The organism is Chitinophaga sp. CC14 (assembly GCF_048957795.1).
Lineage (GTDB): Bacteria > Bacteroidota > Bacteroidia > Chitinophagales > Chitinophagaceae > Chitinophaga > Chitinophaga ginsengisegetis.
The window spans coordinates 581,465-596,404 of the sequence record NZ_JARBFY010000001.1 but is presented as its reverse complement, the minus strand read 5'-3'; the positions used below and the strand labels follow the sequence as shown (position 1 = coordinate 596,404).

The window sequence follows — 14,940 nt, the reverse complement described above, 5'->3', positions numbered from 1 at the left end:
CCTATCAACTATAACATGAAATTACTGGAGAACAAAGTAGCCATAGTAACAGGCGCCAGCCGTGGTATCGGGGAAGCAATTGCTTTGAAATTTGCAGCACAGGGAGCAAACGTAGCATTTACATATGTTAGCTCTGATGAAAAAGCCCAGGCACTGGAAGCAAAGCTGACCGCTTTGGGTGTAAAAGCAAAAGCTTATAAATCCAATGCAGGCGTTTACGAGGAAACTGAAACGCTGGTGGCGGATGTATTGAAAGAATTCGGTAAAATTGATATTTGTGTGAACAATGCCGGTATCTCCAAAGATAACCTGCTGTTGCGTATGAGTCCTGATCAATGGGATGATGTGATGAACGTCAACCTGAAGAGCGTGTATAACATGACCAAACATGTAATACGCCCAATGATGAAAGCAAAAAGCGGTAGCATCATTAATATGAGCTCCGTAATCGGTATCATGGGCAACGCCGGCCAAAGCAGCTATGCCGCTTCCAAAGCAGGTATCATAGGCTTTACCAAGTCCATTGCACAGGAACTGGGCAGCCGTAACATCCGTTGCAATGCCGTGGCTCCGGGTTTTGTAGAAACAGACATGACCAGCTACCTCAAAGAAGGAGAGGGCGCTGCCAATTATATTGCTCAGATTCCGCTGGCCCGTTTCGGTACACCGGAAGATATTGCCAACGTTTGCCTGTTCCTGGCGTCTGATATGAGCGGTTATGTAACCGGTCAGACAATCAGCACCTGTGGCGGTTTATGTATGTAATTCAACGAGTTAAAGATGGTAAAACGCGGGCCTATAACCCGCGTTTTTTTATTGAACCTACTTTACGTATCTTTTCGCCACAGTGAACAATCTTGTGGACGAAGGAATACTTTGGAGGAAGTAAGTAAAAATATTAACCGGAAACAACGTCAACTACCCGCTTTTGAGTCATTATTCAAAGAGTATTATCCCGCGCTCTGTACATTCGCTTTTGATTTTGTAAACAGACATGAACTGGCAGAAGAAATTGTGCAGGATACTTTTTTGAAGATATGGGAAAAGTATAAGGAACTGGACATCCAGGTATCTGAAAAAGCATACCTGTACCGTGCTGTTCAGAACAATTGCCTCAACTACATCAAGCAAAACAAAGTGAAGGCGCAATACGGCAGCGAACAACTCCAGCAGCTGGAGTCCCGCATAGCTCTCTTCAGCATCACCTCCGGGCATTCACCGGCCGAAAAACTGGAGCAATCCGAACTGGAGCTGATAGCAGAAAAGGCGATCCGAAAATTACCACCCCAATGCCAGGATGTATTCCGGCTTAGCCGTTTTGAAGAACTGAGTTACCCCGAAATTTCCCGCCACCTCGGCATTTCCATCAATACCGTGAAAACGCAGATGACCCGCGCGCTGCAAAGGTTACGCGATGAATTACTCCCTCTTTTGAAGTAAATAAAAAAGTTTTTTTTCTTCTCTTGTCACCCTACCCGGCATTAAATGTTGTCTTACTACTTGTTTTCTATATGATGGGGCCTAACTATACACAGGAGCAGGCAGATGACCTGATCGCACGTTTTTTATCCGGCAATATTTCCCCGGATGAACAAGCAGCGCTAACGCACTGGATCAATGCTACGGCGGAGAACCAGTCTTATTTCCTGCAGCTCAGGGATGCGTGGCAGGCAACGGCACGGGAAGGAAATTATGATGCCGGCGCCGCCTGGGATAGTTTGCAGTATAGAACGGCCATAGAAGCGCCATTGGCGGTAAATAAATGGAAATATTATTTCCGCGTGGCCGCCTCTTACACCTTACCTTTTTTAATCGGCGGCGGCCTGGTATATGCCTGGGCTTCCGGTAAGAAAGACAACAGCAGTAACGCGCTGGTAACGGTAACCAGCCCGAAAGGGGCCACCACCAAAATTGAATTGTCTGATGGTACGGAAGTATGGCTGAACGCAGGTAGTAAACTACAGTATGCACAGTCCTACAACCTCCGCGGCCGCGAAGTAAAACTGGAAGGAGAGGCTTTCTTTAAAGTGCATACCAACGCACAAAAGCCTTTTACAGTAAGGGCCTCCGACCTGAGCATACTCGCGTTGGGTACATCTTTCAATGTAAAAGCATACCCGGAAGATAAAACTGTAGTGACCACCCTCGTAGACGGAGAAGTGAAGATAGATGGCAGCAAAACCACTACGCCTTTCGGACTCATGATGAAACCACATCAGCATGTTGTGTATAAAAAACCGTTGTCAACAAACGGCAGTGAACAACCGAAAACGCCTGTATCCGGCGGCGACAGCTCTACAGCTGCCCCAATAGAAAGCAGGGAAGTGAACAATACAGAAATATATACCGCCTGGAAAGACGGCAACTGGATAGTGGCCGCTCAAACAATGGACGAACTGGCGGTTACAATGGAACGCAGGTTTAATGTAAAGGTGATCTTTAAAGAACAGGAACTGAAAGAATACCGCTTCAGTGGCACTTTCCGTCAGGAAACGCTGGAACAGGTACTGAACATTCTAAAGCTCACGGCACCGCTGAAATACACCATAGACAAAGGTGTAGTTACCCTGGCGCTGGATGAGGAGCTGAGAGAAAAATATAATAAAGCATTTAAGACCCGGTAATGGCCGGCGAGAAGAGAGAACCATCATTCTATCACCTGTAAAACCAACTTACATGCCCGACATGAAGGACTAAAAAAATTGGGGTAATGCGACTTACCCCAATCAACGAAAATCACTGAATGGTGAATTGCCTTTGCGACGGGCAACCACCGTAATTATCGTTTAACTAAAATCTATACAAGTTTATGAAATCCACTGCAAACCTGGCGGCATTATTTTGCCCCGGGCGAAAATTATTGCTCATGATGAAATTGACGGGTCTGCTGATTTTCGGAGGTTTTTTACAGGTATCCGCTAATGCTTACGCGCAGGATAAAATAAAAGAACTGCATGCTGAAAATAAAAGCGTGAAAGATGTATTTAAACTCATCGAAAACAGCAGCAATTATCGCTTCTTCTACAACGAGAACTTTACTGATCTGAATAAGGCAGTGACCATTGATGTGAAAGATAAAAAGATCAGTGATGTGCTGAAGGAACTCTTCAACAACTCCAATGTTACTTTCCGCGTGCTGGAAAACAACCTGGTAGTGATCACTCCCACGGGTACCGCACAGGTAAAGGTAACAGGATATGTAACAGACGCCACTACCAAAGATCCGTTGCCCGGTGTAACCATCACCGTAGAAGGCGCCAGCACCGGCGCAGTAACAGATGCCACCGGTAAATTCACTATCCAGGCTCCTTCAGAAAACAGCGTACTGATATTTTCCTACATCGGCTACCTGCAACAGAAAGTAACATTAGGCGGACGCTCCGAACTCAATGTTAAACTGGAACCTGATACGAAGAAACTGGAAGAAGTAGTAGTAATGGGTTACACCACTACTACCACCAAAAACCTCACCGGCGCAGCGCAGGCGGTAAGCGGCGCTAAACTGAAAGACGTAACCGCCAGCAGCATGGACAAAATGTTGCAGGGTAAAGTAAGCGGCGTATTTGTAGGGAATACTTCCGGTGACCCCGCTTCCGCACCCGTTATCCGCATCCGTGGTAACGGAACCCTTACTGCGGGCAACTCTCCGCTGGTAGTGGTAGATGGTATCATTGGCGGTTTACCCAACCCCAGCGATATTGAAAGCGTTACCATCCTGAAAGATGCCGCCGCCACTACGTTGTACGGCGCCCGCGCCGCCAACGGCGTAATGGTAATTACCACCAAAAGAGGTAAAGCCGGCAAAACACAGGTAAACTTCCGCACCAACGTAGGAACCGCCCAGCTCAATACCGGCCATTTCCACCTGATGAACGGAACAGAACTGTACGACCTGCAGAAAGCCGCAGGAGCCACACTGGACCCATCTCAACGTAATATCAACACCAACTGGCAGAAGCTGGCCTTCCAGAATGCCACCAACCAGAACTACGAATTATCTACCAGTGGGGGTAACGAGAAAACAAAGTTCTACCTGGGCGGTAACTATTATAAAGAAGATGGTATCCTGAAAGGTACTGGTGTAGAGCGTTTCAGCGCCCGCCTCAACCTGGATCATAACATCACCGATAAGTTCCGCATCAGCGCCAACTTTGCCGGAACCCAAACTTCCGACCACGATAATTCAAACGGTTCGCTGTATCAGTACTACACCAACCTCCCATGGGATAAGGCATACGACGAACAAGGCAAGCCGGTAAACCCGCTCACCGCCGCCACCTGGTATGGCAGGGATATGAGTAACTTCCTCTACGACCAGCAGTATAACTATATTAAAAATAAACGGCAGTCGCTCGAAGCCCTGGTGAAACTGGAATACGATATCACCAAATGGTTGTCTTTCAGCTCCACCAACCGCGCACAATATTACCACTTCAACCAGGAGAGCAACGGAGATGTGCGCACTTCCTCCGGCACCGACGACCGTGGTAACCTGTATAACTACTACCAGGATTCTGCGAGTTATATCAGCTCCAACCTGTTGAAAGCAAGATATACCATTAATAAGGTGCATAACATCGACGGACTGGTGGGCGCTGAGTTCCAGCAAGCCAATCTCAATGATATCAATGCAAAAGGTAAAGGTATCCTGCAGGGTGTAGAGGTATTGGATGGTACTTCTTCGCCGATGTCTATTGGCGGTACAAAAATAGCCCGCGCTTTTAATTCCTATTTTGTACAGGCCAACTATAACTATAATTATAAATACTACTTCACGTCTTCCTTCAGAAGAGACGGATCTTCCAAGTTTGGCGCCAACCAGCAGTATGGTAACTTCTATGCCTTTGGAGCATCATGGGCAGCATCTGAAGAAAATTTTATCAAACAGATAAAAGCCATCACCAACCTGAAGGTAAGGGCCAGCTACGGAACTACCGGTAATGCGGAAATCGGCGACTACAGCGCTATCGGGGCATATTCTATCAATACGCAGTACAATGGTTTCCCCGGCGCTTACCAGAGCGTGTACAATGTGCCTAACCTTTCGTGGGAGAAAGCATATAATACCAACATTGGTATCGACCTGGGATTATTTAACCGGATTAACCTGACGATAGAATTATACCAGAAAGATAACAAAGACCTCCTGTTCAACGTGCCGCTGCCTGCTACTGCCGGCTACAGCTACATTTCACAGAACGTAGGATCTGTGCGTAACAAAGGACTTGAAATTAACCTGAGCACAGATAACCTGGTAGGTACATTTAAATGGAGCACCGACTTCAACATTGGCTTCAATAAAAACAGGGTAACCGAACTGTATACCGGAAAGAACCAGATTGTAGATCCGATCAGTGGTTACTTCATCCTGCAACAGGGCCAGGATATGCGTAGTTTCTATATGCGCAAATGGGCGGGTGTAGATCCTGCCAATGGTGATCCGCTGTGGGAAAAACTCGTTACGGATGCTAATGGCAATGTAACCGGCAAAACCACTACCAACAATTACAACGATGCATCTTTGCAGATTGTGGGTTCTGCCACGCCAAAATTCTTTGGTGGTATGCGTAATACCTTCTCCTATAAAAACTTCCAGCTCAGCGCCTTCCTGGCCTTTGTTTCCGGCAATGATGTGTATAACAGCACCCGTGAACTGATGGATAATGATGGCGCGTATTATACTTATAATATGATGCAGCTGGATAAAGATTGGAGTCGCTGGGAAAAACCGGGCGATGTGGCTACCCATCCGAAGTATACTATCAAAGGAAATAAAAACTCACATAAACCATCTTCCCGTTTCCTGGAAGACGGAAGCTACCTGCGTCTGAGAAACGTAAACCTGAGCTATGCGTTGCCCAAAGCCTGGCTGGACCGCGCGCATATTGGAAACGCCAGAATTTCTATTGGCGGTGATAACCTGTGGACATTAACCAAATTCTCCGGTCTGGATCCGGAAGTAGATGACAGGGGTATCAACTACATCAAGTATCCGTCCAGCACCAAATGGTTTGCAGGTCTTGAAATTAATTTTTAACAGGAGCTAAAAAGAGATGATCATGAAACACATGTCGAAATATTTTGCAGGACTGTTGCTGTTGTCAGTGGCTACTTCCTGTTCATTGAAGAAAGACCCGTATAGTGCTGTTCCGGATGATAATATCCTGAAAGATGAAACTAAATGGCCGGCGGCTACTGTGGGTAATTATGCGTTACTGAAAGAAGAAAGTTTTACGCGCAACTATTTCCAGATGGGAGAGTTCCCAAGTGATGATGTGGCGTTGAGCGGTGCCACTACCGATGCGCTCTTCTATTCTTATACTTACGGCCACCTCACCAACCAGGCCAATGCATTGCAGATCTGGCGGGCAGGATACAAGGCTATCAACGGCTGTAATAAGCTGCTGGAAGTAATGACGGAAGGTAAGTCGGATGCCGTGAATAAAATGATCGGGGAAAACCTGTTCATCCGCGCCTTTGTACATTTCAGCCTGGTAAGGTCTTTCGGCCGTCCTTATACACAGAACCCTGAAACTAACCTGGGCGTACCGGTGGTAACCAAGTTCGATATAACTGCGATGCCTAAACGTAGCACCGTAAAAGATGTATACGCGCAGGTAGTAGCAGATCTGAAGAAAGGAAAAGACCTGATGGATAACTCCAACACCAACAGCTATGCCACCAAATACGGCGCTATGGCTTTACTGGCAAGGGTATATCTCTACATGGGAAAAAATGATTCTGCCCGTATTTATGCAGATTCTGTGATCACTTCAGGTCAGTATTCCCTGGTGAATACTTCTGATCTTCCCGGTTATTATACCAAAACCAATGAAAACAATAAGGAAACCATCTTTGCTATTCATCATACCCTGCAGGACGACCGTACCTGGGGCTCTATAGGCTCTATGTATTATATGTCGCCCGGTGGTATGGGTTATGGCGAAATGTATGCTTCGCAATCGTACCTCGATCTGCTGCACAAATATCCGGCAGATGCCCGTAACTCCTTTGTGCAGGCGGTTTACCTGAAAGGGGCTGATGGCCGGGATTCCGTGAATGCCGGCGGCCAGAAAGTAATGGCTTCCCGCAACGGCGTACCAAAATGGTATGTGCTGAAATATTCCAACCAGGATAACGTGCCTACCCTCAGTTCACCGGTGGTATTGCGCCTGGCTGAAATGTACCTGATCCGTGCAGAAGCCAATGCGAAGCTGAACAATAACGCTGCCGCCATCGATGATGTAAATACCATCCGTAAAAGAGCTGGCTTAAGCGGCGCGGCACTGTTCACCGTATCAGACCTGCATGGCTATGCTTCCGTGCTGGATGTAGTACTGGACGAACGCCGCCTGGAACTGGCCTTTGAAACGCATCGTGTATTTGACCTGTTCCGCAACAACCGGAATGTATACCGGAACTATCCCGGCGTACAAACCAATCCGCAAACAGTTTCCTATACAGATGCAAGGGTGGTACACTTTATTCCCGAGCAGGAAATATTGCTTGATCCTAACCTGGTGCAAAACCCGATCCAATAGAAATACCGGTAAAAGCCCCGTTCACCGGGGCTTTTGCTTTTATAAAATAATCAGGAAAAGAAACCGCAACAGTAGTAAATTTATAACCGGTGAACATTTAAAAAATTGATTATCCTTCATGTATCAGACAAACCACCCTTCCCGCAATTTCAGGAAAGGATTGCTGCTGGCAGGACTTACTTTCAGCTTCCTTACCACGGCGCTCGCCCAGGAATTGAAGTATACCAATGGCAACAACAACTGGAATGCAGACTCGCTCGGTAACCACCGTGCGGTAGTTACCTTCAACGGCGCCACCGGCGTAGCTCGCGTAGTAATCCCCTGGCGCCGCCGCGATGAACATCCGGAGCTGAAGCGGATCATTATTGAAGATGCCAGAACAAAACAAAAGGTTACCAACGTAAAAACGCTGGCGCTTACCCGTGAGCAGGGCGATATCTGCTTTGAACCCACCTCCGGTAAAGGCGACTACTATATTTATTACCTGCCCTCCAAGAATGAAGGCCGCGATAACTATCCGAAAGGTGTGTACCTGGCGCCGGAACAAACTGCTGATAACAACTGGCTGCAATCCATACCTGCAGGTATAAAGCCCAATACCACCGTGAAGCAGCTGGAAGCCATCGACAGCTTCAATACTTTTTACCCGATGGAAGTAATTGCCACGGAAGCAGAAAGAAAGCAACTGCTGCTGAAACATCCGGGTGGCGGCTATATGCTGTTCCCCGAAGACAGGCAGTTTCCCATTAAAATGACGGACGACCTGCCACAGCGCTGGATAAAGAAAGGACCTTCGCAGTCTTTCTCCGGCGAAGCCGGTAAAGGAGAATACTACGCATTTCAGCTGGGCATTTACGCCCGTCATGAAATGAAGGATGTACAGATTTCTTTTGCCGATCTGAAAACGGCTACTGGTCAAACGATTCCGGCAACACAACTCAACTGTATCAATACCACCGGTACCACTTATGATGCAAAACCTTTTTCAGCCACGGTGAATATCCCGGAAGGAAAAGTACAGGCCATGTGGTGCGGTATAGATGTTCCGGAAAATGCCGCAGCAGGCATCTATAAAGGGATTGCCACTGTAAAGGCGGAAGGTATGCCTGCTATGCCGGTAAGGATCACCCTAACGGTAACGAATAAACTGGCAGTGAACAGCGGCTTTAACGAACCCTGGAAACAAACCCGCCTGAAATGGCTGAACTCCACGCTGGCACAGGACGACGCCGTGATCGCCCCTTATACGCCACTGGAAATGAAAGACAGCGTGATCAGCTTACTGGGCCGTAAAGTAAGTATCAATAAAGATGGCTTCCCTGCCCAGATCCAGACTTTTTTTACGCCTGAAATGACGTCGCTGTCCACACAGCCCAAAAATATTTTTACCGAACCGGTACATTTCCATTTCATCAATGCCGCTACCGGCAAGGATCTGCACTGGCAAAGCAATGGCTGGCAGGTTACCAAACAAACGCCGGGCAAAATCAGCTGGAAAGCAGTGAATACCACTACCGGCCTGGAAATGGAAGTAAACGCCTCCCTCGAATTTGACGGCTTCCTCGACTATACTGTAAAAGTAACTGCCCTGGAAGACGTATCCCTGAAGGATATCACGATGCACCTGCCATTTGATAAAGGCGCCTCAAAGTATATGATGGGGCTGAACCAGAAGGGTGGGGTACGTCCGGAAAAGATCGACTGGAAGTGGGACGTGAAAAGTAAAAACCAGGACGGCGCCTGGATTGGCGATGTGAATGCCGGTATCCAGTTTAACCTGCGGGATGAAAATTATGTACGCCCGCTGAATACAAACTTCTACCTGCAGAAACCTTTACTGCTGCCCACTTCCTGGGGTAATGGCAATAAAGGCGGTATCACCATCGGTGAAAAAGGGAAAGCCATACTGGTAAACAACTACAGTGGTGAAAGAACCCTGCATAAAGGAGAGGTACTGTATTATAACTTCCACCTGATCATTACACCGTTCCACCCGGTTAACACCGATTTCCAGTGGTCTACCCGTTTCTACCACCGGTATAATAACCTCGACAGCATTAAAGCTACCGGGGCTACGGTGGTAAACATTCACCACGGCAACGACATCAACCCCTGGATCAACTATCCGTTCATTGAATGGAGCGCAATGAAGGATTACATTACAGCCGCGCACCAGAAAGGATTGAAAGTGAAGATCTATAATACTGTAAGGGAGTTGTCGAACCATGCCTGGGAAACCTTCCCACTGCGCAGTTTGGGGCATGAAGTATATACTTCCGGTAACGGCGGTGGCTTCTCCTGGCTGCAGGAGCACGTGGGTAAAGATTACATCGCGGCGTGGTTTGTACCGGAGTTTAAGGATGCCGCCATCATCAACAGTGGCATGAACCGCTGGCATAACTATTATGTGGAAGGGATGAACTGGCTGGTGCAAAACGTGGGTATCGATGGTATTTACCTGGACGATGTGGCTTTTGACCGGGTAACTATGAAGCGCGTGAAACGTGTGCTCACAAAGGATAACCATCCGGGTATTATTGATTTGCATTCTGCCAACCAGTATAATAAATCCGATGGGTTTATTAACAGTGCGGTACTTTATATGGAGCATTTCCCTTACCTGAACAGGCTTTGGTTTGGTGAATATTTTGATTATGAGAAGAATGATCCGGATTTTTTCCTCACGGAAGTAAGCGGTATTCCCTTTGGCCTGATGGGTGAAATGCTCCAGGATGGCGGTAACCAGTGGCGTGGTATGGTGTATGGGATGACTAACCGCATGCCGTGGACGGCTACATCTGATCCCCGTCCTATCTGGAAAGTGTGGGATGATTTTGGTATGCAGGGAACAAAAATGATTGGCTACTGGGTAGAGAACAACCCGGTTAAAACCAATAACCCGCTGGTGCCGGCTACTATTTACCGGAAAGATGGCGCAGTACTGGTTTCCCTGGCCAGCTGGGCGCCGGAAAACACCATGGTTAAACTCACCATCGACTGGAAAGCGCTGGGCATAGACCCTGCAAAGGCAGTGATAACGGCGCCGGATATACGCAGCTTCCAGCAGGGGCAGGTGTTTGGTAAAGATGCCGGCATCCCTGTAGAAAAGAATAAGGGCTGGCTGCTGATTATAAAGTAAGTTATAACTAAAAAGAACGGGGACATCAGCTGATGTCCCCGTTCTTTTTTATAGCGTAGTTAAAAGCGTTTACCCGGTATCGTTACCCGGAATGTTTCCACGCATTTCCGGTCCTGCAGGGTTACATACACGGTTTTGCCGTCTTTATCCCCAAACACGAGGTTGCTGCATTGTTTCCCTTTCAGGGGTACTTCCTGGATCAGTTTTCCTTTCGGCGACAGCACGGCGATCACGCCTTTTCCCCACCTGGCCACGTAAAGGTTTCCCACTTTATCGCATTTCATCCCATCAAAACCAAAGTCGGGGAAGGTAGCGAATAAGGTTTTCCGGGAGATGTTACCGGCTTTATCCACCTTGTATTTCCAGATCTTCCGTTGCACACTTTCGTTTACATACAGTGTTTTTTCGTCGGGGCTGAGTTCAATACCGTTGGTGGTGCCCATATTGCTTTCGAGCAGTATGGGGGTATGGTTGCCGGGGTCTATTCGCCAGATCTGGCCGGTGTTGCTGGCCCATTTGGGATCGCTGACAAAGATCTGGTCTTTGCTGTTGATACAGAGATCATTAGGTTGATTGAACTGATCAGAGTGAACGTATACGCCTACTTTTTTGGTTTTCATGTCAATAGTGAGCACATTATGCCGGATAAAATCCGGGAGGAACATGGTTCCTTTGCTGTTGAAATGAATGCCGTTGGCGATGCTGCTATCGGGGAGTGTTACGAATATTTCACCGGCGCCGGTTTTGGTATTTATCTTACCAATGGTACCATCCTGTTGAAAATTTACTACGTAAAAATTGCCTGCTTTGTCAAAGTTGGGTCCTTCAATATTTACGGAAAACATATTTTCTGCTGTCAGGTCGCGGGTTTCGTATACAGGTCTGTGTGTGTTTTTTTGCTGCGCCATCAGCGGGAGGCCGTATCCGGCCATCATTGCCAGCAGGCAGATATATTTTCTCATGTTCGTTTTATTTTGAAACTTTAAATTAAGGAACTATTCCAGATTTTTCAGCGTATATGGATGGGAGGGAGGGTATGTAATGAAATTATCAAGAAATAATTACCGGGGAAAACGGATCTGTTGCCTGTCAACTAATTTATTAATTTTGCGCCCATGATCCATGTTTCGGAGTTTAAAGATTTGGCGCAATTAACGATACACAAGGTAGGGAATCCCACTAACGACGAGGCCCTGCTCTGTTCCAAAGCGCCTTTGCAGCTGGAGGATGAAACGATCAGCCAGTTATTGGTAACATATTTTATTCAGCCTTTTGCCAATGCAGCAGAGTATTTCAGATTCCGTCATGACGCAGATCTGCAATTGAATGAAATATTTCAATATTGTCGACGTATATTTACTGACCAAAATGAATTCCAGGAGCAGTCGGTCAATATTGCCAAACATCTATATAAACATTCCACCCATCCTAAAATCAAAGGGGGAGAGCTTTATATAGCCTACTTTAGCAAGTGTCAGGTGGATGGTGAAGAGGTAGAAGCCATAGGCATTTTTAAGTCGGAGAACCGCGATACTTATTTGAAAGTATTTCTGGCAGACGAGAATTACCAGGTAAATTACGAGGACGGTATAAATATTAATAAGCTGGATAAAGGTTGTCTGGTATTTAATACGGAAGAAACCGAGGGCTTTAAAGTAAGTATTGTAGATAGCAACAGCAAACAAACCGAGGCGGTGTATTGGAAGGATGCCTTTTTACAGGTACAGCGCCGGGAAGATAGTTACCATCAGACAGAAACCGCGGTGGACATGTGTAAACAGTTTATACACAACAAATTGCCAACGGAGTATGAGATGGACAGAGTGGATCAGGTAGATCTGTTAAATAAATCAGCCGCTTATTTCAAGGAAAAAGAACAATTCCAACTGGACGATTTTGCGAAAGAAGTACTGGGTCATCCCGACGCCATAGCTTCTTTTAAGGAGTACCGAAACGAATATGCGAATCATTTTCAACAAGATATCCCTGACGAATTTGAAATATCTGCACCTGCTGTAAAGAAACAGCAGAAAGTATTTAAGAGCATTCTGAAATTGGATCGTAACTTTCATGTATATATTCATGGCAACCGCGAGATGATTGAGCGCGGTTTCGACGAAGCCACTAACATGAACTATTATAAGCTACTGTTTGAGAATGAAGCGTAAAACCGTGTGACAGACAGTAGAGGCGCCTGTGTGATTGATTTTGTGAAGAGATATAAATTAGCATTTTTTAAGTTTTCTCATAAGCAAAAACCAATTGTTAACAAAGGCTGCCTCGTCTGGGCGGCCTTTTATTTGGTTTTCTCTGATTACATTTCCATCATCTGGTATTTCAAAAATCTGTTGTCCCCGAAGGGGGGCTGAGGGGACATAGTGCATGGATAGTGCATGGATAGTGCATCAATAGTGCATCAATAGTGCATGAGGAGTGCATGAGGAGTGCATGGGAACAGTATGGATAGTGCATGGATAGTCCATCAGATACGCAGGTCCGAAGTATCGCAGAGGCATCCGGGAAGTAATGTTAACAGGAGATATAAGGCCCCATGTGCCCGTTAAAATATAAGCAGGCAATAAAAAAGACAACCGGCTGGTTGTCTTTTTTATTTTTATTGTCCCTTTTCAGGATTGTTGTTTTTATTAGGGTTAGGCGGCCGGTGTTTATGCCGTGGCGGACGCCTGTCTTGCCGGGGAGCGCCTCCCTGGCCGGGTTGCGCCGGTTGTTGTCCGGGCTGTTTCGGAGCAGCTGGTTGTCTTTGTCCCTGCTGTTGTTCCGGGCGTGGTGGCTGTTGCTCGTTACGGGGTTGTTGTTCACGACCCTGTTTGGGCTGACCTCCACCTTGTTGCCGCTGGCGGTTGTCCGGCTTCGGTTTACGATCACCTTGCTGGCGGTTATCGGGTCTTTGACCAGCTTTGGGTGAATCAGTTCTTGGCTGACTCTGGCCCTGGGCTTGTTTTGGTTCCCCGCGTTCCGGGCGTTCTCCACGCTCGCCACGTTCACCGCCTCTTTGTTGTTTTTGTTTGTCTTTATCTTTCTGTTTACGCTTTTGTGCTGTTTTTTCGAGAGATTTCAGACTGATTAACCCAACCACATCTGCGTATCCGAGATCCGTTTCTTTTGGTTTGGCGGTTACTACTTCTACCGGTTTCAGGTCATCTGGTTTAATACCCTGCTTATTCAGGAGGCGTATTTCCTTAGCCCTGGAAATGGTGAGTGGATACTGTTTGTTACTGCCTTCATAAGAATACCACATGAGGCTTTTGAAGATATCCCGTTTCTGCAGGTGGGCAACGCCGCCGGCAGTTTCAATGTTATCCGCATCGTCGGGGAAGTCTTTCAGGGCATCGAGATAGGTATCGAGCTCGTAGTTGAGGCAGCATTTCAAACGGCCGCATTGTCCGGATAGCTTGGCCTGGTTGATAGACAGGTTCTGGTACCGGGCAGCGGTTGTATTCACGCTTTTGAAATCAGACAGCCACGTGGAGCAGCATAACTCCCTGCCGCAACTGCCGATGCCACCTACTTTTCCGGCTTCCTGGCGGGCGCCTATCTGGCGCATTTCCACCTTGGCCCTGAATTCAGAGGCATATACTTTGATCAATTCTCTAAAATCAACACGATCGTCTGCGGTGTAGAAGAAAGTGGCTTTACGGCCATCGGCCTGTATTTCCACTTCTGCCAGTTTCATTTCAAGTCCGAGGTTGCGGGCAAGGGCTCTGGATTTTATGAGCGCCTCTTTCTCGCGGGACTTGTTGTCATTCATTCGCTGCAGGTCGTCGTTAGTTGAACGGCGTAGAACTTTTTTTACTTCGGGTGTGTCTTCAGCGCGTCGCTTCTTCATTTGTAGTTTTACCAGTTCGCCCGTCAGGCTTACTGTTCCAACGTCAAATCCGCTAACTCCTTCTACAGTAACCATTTCTCCTTTATCAAAGAATTGTTTGGTTACGTTACGGAAAAAGTCCTTGCGGCTGCCATTGTTAAAACTTACTTCTATAATGTCAAATGGTGCTAAGCTATCACCAAGGGGAATATTGGACAGCCAGTCAAACACATTCAGTCTGTTACAACCTCCCGTGCTGCATCCTCCATTACTCTTGCATCCTGACGGCTTCCCTTCCACACCCGTACCACATCCGGCACAAGCCATATTATTAATTAGTTTAAATTTTATAAATAAGCATTTCAGGTTATTCCAGTTCTTCAAAATACGTTTTTCCTTTCAGAAAAACAAAAGGCCGGAAGCAACAAAGATAG

At 46.9% G+C, this 14,940-nt stretch carries 9 protein-coding genes; 7 read left to right on the top strand and 2 right to left on the bottom strand.

What is annotated here, in order from left to right:
• The first annotated feature begins 15 nt into the window (after positions 1 to 15).
• The 6 genes from fabG to PV783_RS02505 all read left to right on the top strand — a co-directional run bounded on the left by fabG (position 16) and on the right by PV783_RS02505 (position 10,680).
• Complete coding sequence (gene fabG / locus PV783_RS02530; protein WP_079471366.1) at positions 16 to 765, top strand: 3-oxoacyl-[acyl-carrier-protein] reductase; 750 nt, start codon at positions 16 to 18, stop codon at positions 763 to 765.
• 111 nt (positions 766 to 876) lie between these two features.
• Positions 877 to 1,440 (top strand): RNA polymerase sigma-70 factor, encoded by a 564-nt coding sequence (locus PV783_RS02525; RefSeq protein WP_227024455.1) that lies wholly within the window; start codon positions 877 to 879, stop codon positions 1,438 to 1,440.
• Between the two features lie 71 nt (positions 1,441 to 1,511).
• Positions 1,512 to 2,624: a FecR family protein gene (locus PV783_RS02520; RefSeq protein WP_420987019.1), complete on the top strand. Its 1,113-nt coding sequence runs from the start codon at positions 1,512 to 1,514 to the stop codon at positions 2,622 to 2,624.
• Between the two features lie 242 nt (positions 2,625 to 2,866).
• The gene (locus tag PV783_RS02515) at positions 2,867 to 6,037 is read left to right on the top strand and encodes a TonB-dependent receptor (RefSeq protein ID WP_420987018.1); all 3,171 of its coding nucleotides are present in this window, start codon (positions 2,867 to 2,869) and stop codon (positions 6,035 to 6,037) included.
• Between the two features lie 22 nt (positions 6,038 to 6,059).
• Complete coding sequence (locus tag PV783_RS02510; protein WP_336387585.1) at positions 6,060 to 7,541, top strand: RagB/SusD family nutrient uptake outer membrane protein; 1,482 nt, start codon at positions 6,060 to 6,062, stop codon at positions 7,539 to 7,541.
• A gap of 118 nt (positions 7,542 to 7,659) precedes the next feature.
• A complete protein-coding gene (locus PV783_RS02505; protein WP_420987017.1) occupies positions 7,660 to 10,680 on the top strand; it encodes a glycoside hydrolase domain-containing protein in 3,021 nt (1,006 codons plus the stop codon).
• 59 nt (positions 10,681 to 10,739) lie between these two features.
• On the opposite strand, the gene PV783_RS02500 is transcribed toward PV783_RS02505, so the two are convergent.
• Complete coding sequence (locus PV783_RS02500; RefSeq protein ID WP_420987015.1) at positions 10,740 to 11,642, bottom strand: SMP-30/gluconolactonase/LRE family protein; 903 nt, start codon at positions 11,640 to 11,642, stop codon at positions 10,740 to 10,742.
• A gap of 153 nt (positions 11,643 to 11,795) precedes the next feature.
• Between PV783_RS02500 and PV783_RS02495 the strand changes: the two genes are divergently transcribed.
• Positions 11,796 to 12,848 (top strand): nucleoid-associated protein, encoded by a 1,053-nt coding sequence (locus PV783_RS02495; protein WP_079471359.1) that lies wholly within the window; start codon positions 11,796 to 11,798, stop codon positions 12,846 to 12,848.
• A gap of 446 nt (positions 12,849 to 13,294) precedes the next feature.
• On the opposite strand, the gene PV783_RS02490 is transcribed toward PV783_RS02495, so the two are convergent.
• On the bottom strand, positions 13,295 to 14,833 hold the full coding sequence (locus PV783_RS02490; protein ID WP_420987014.1) for a PSP1 domain-containing protein: 1,539 nt from the start codon (positions 14,831 to 14,833) through the stop codon (positions 13,295 to 13,297).
• Positions 14,834 to 14,940 lie beyond the last annotated feature (107 nt).